Raw genomic sequence first — 2,306 nt, 5'->3', positions numbered from 1 at the left:
TGTCATTATCCTGGCCATTGTTGCGTATTATGTTTTTGGCAGAACCGGTGGCGAGCACGCCCCCGCGACTTCCGAGCCGCCGGCCGCGACGACGCCGGCCCCGGCGCCTGCAACGCCTGAACCTGCGCCCGCAACGCCTGCTCCAGCTCCGACGCCAGCCCCGGCACCCGCGCCCACTCCGACGCCTGCCCCGGCTCCGGCACCTGCGCCGTCTCCGTGATCAGGCTATAGCTCCACGACGAACGGCCCGCCGAAAGGCGGGCCGTTTTTGTTTAACTACACCTTTGCCATCCTCGGGCGTTCGGCGCCGGCCGTGACGAGCACCTAAATATGGATCGGCTTGAAGAACGTGGCCAGCGCCGCTTCCTTGACCGCCTCCGACATGGTCGGGTGGGCATGGCAGGTGCGGGCGAGGTCTTCCGAGGAGCCGCCGAACTCCATCAGCACCGCCGCCTCGTGGATCATCTCGCCGGCGCCGAAGCCGACGATATGAACGCCGAGCACGCGGTCGCTCGCCTTGTCGGCGAGGATCTTCACGAAGCCGTCGGTGTGCAGCATGGCCCGCGCGCGGCCATTGGCGCTGAAAGGGAACTTGCCGACCTTGTAGTCGATGCCGGCCTTTTTCAGCTCCTCTTCGGTCTTGCCGACCGAGGCGATTTCGGGACTGGTGTAGACGACGCTCGGGATAACGTCGTAGTTCACATGACCGGCCTGGCCGGCGATCGTCTCGGCTACCGCCACGCCCTCGTCCTCGGCCTTGTGCGCCAGCATCGGCCCGGCAATGACGTCGCCGATGGCATAGATGCCGGGCACGTTGGTCCTCAGATGCCCGTCGGACTTGACCCGGCCGCGCTCGTCCATCTCGACGCCGGCTTCTTTCAATCCAAGGCTGTCGGCATAGGGGCGGCGTCCGGTCGCGACCAGCACGACATCGGCCTCGATCGTTTCCGCCGCGCCGCCCTTGACCGGCTCGAACGTCACGCTGGCGCCCTTCTTGGATTTGGCGACGCCGGTGACCTTGGCGCCGAGCTTGAACTCGAAGCCCTGCTTGGACAGCAGCCGCTGGAATTGCTTCGAGACCTCGCCATCCATGCCGCCGAGGATGGTGTCGAGGAACTCGACAACCGTGACCTTGGCGCCGAGCCTGGCCCAGACCGAGCCGAGCTCGAGCCCGATGACGCCGCCGCCGACCACCACAAGACTGCCCGGCACCTTGGCCAGCGACAGCGCGCCGGTCGAGGACACGATCACCTTCTCGTCGAAGTCGACCTTGACACCCGGAATGCCGGCGACGTCGGAACCGGTGGCGATGACGATGTTCTTGGTCTCGATCTCCTCGACCTTGCCGCCCTCGCCGGTGACCGACACCTTGCCGGCGCCGATCACCTTGCCGGTGCCGCGGAACGAGTCGATCTTGTTCTTCTTGAAGAGAAAAGCGACGCCGTTGACGTTGGAGGCCACGGTCGCATCCTTGTGCGCCAGCATCTTCTTGAGATTGAGTTTTGGCGCGCCGACCTCGATGCCGAGCATATCGAAGGCATGACCGGCTTCGGCGAACATCTCGGAGGCGTGGAGCAGGGCTTTCGACGGGATGCAGCCGATATTGAGGCAGGTGCCGCCGAAGGTGGCGTTCTTCTCGACCACCGCTGTCTTCAGGCCGAGCTGTGCCGCCTTGATGGCGCAGACATAGCCGCCCGGTCCCGATCCGATGATTACGACGTCATAAGCCATGATGGTGTCCTTCTGGTCTGGCCTTCAGCGGCCGCCGCTCACATTCAGGATCGCGCCCGTTATATAGGAGGCCGCGTCCGACAAAAGGTAGAGAACCGCGCTCGCGACCTCGTCGGCCGTGCCCGCGCGCTTCAGCGGCAGCAGATCCTGCATCCGCGCCACGCGCTCGGGCTGGCCGCCGGAGGCATGGATGTCGGTTTCGGTGATGCCTGGACTGACGGCATTGACGCGGATGCCTTCCAGCGCCACCTCGCGCGCCAGACCAACGGTCAGCGTGTCGATCGCGCCCTTGGAAGCGGCGTAGTCGACATATTCGCCGGGCGAGCCCAGTCGTGCCGCCGCCGAGGACAGATTGACGATGGCGCCGCCCTTGCCGCAGTGACGGGTCGACATGCGCCTGACGGCCTCGCGGGCGCAGAGGAAGGAGCCGACGACGTTGATGCGCATCATGCGCTCGATCCGCTCGGCGCTCATCTCATCGACACGCGCCTTGACGTCGACGATGCCGGCATTGTTGACGAAGGCGTCGAGCCGGCCGAAGGCCCGGTCCACCGCCTCGAACATCGCCACCACAT

2 protein-coding genes are annotated in these 2,306 nt (G+C 65.7%); both read right to left on the bottom strand.

What is annotated here, in order from left to right; all coding sequences use genetic code 11:
* Positions 1-324 precede the first annotated feature (324 nt).
* A complete protein-coding gene (lpdA, locus tag EOA60_RS29330; protein ID WP_095799604.1) occupies positions 325-1,731 on the bottom strand; it encodes a dihydrolipoyl dehydrogenase in 1,407 nt (468 codons plus the stop codon).
* Between the two features lie 24 nt (positions 1,732-1,755).
* A partial coding sequence (locus tag EOA60_RS29325; RefSeq protein WP_128312353.1) for an SDR family oxidoreductase occupies positions 1,756-2,306 on the bottom strand: 551 nt, incomplete at its 5' end.

Source organism: Mesorhizobium sp. M1A.F.Ca.IN.020.06.1.1 (assembly GCF_004023265.1).
Lineage (GTDB): Bacteria > Pseudomonadota > Alphaproteobacteria > Rhizobiales > Rhizobiaceae > Mesorhizobium.
Note: the sequence above shows the minus strand (reverse complement) of the source record. Positions and strands in the feature narration are given on the sequence as shown.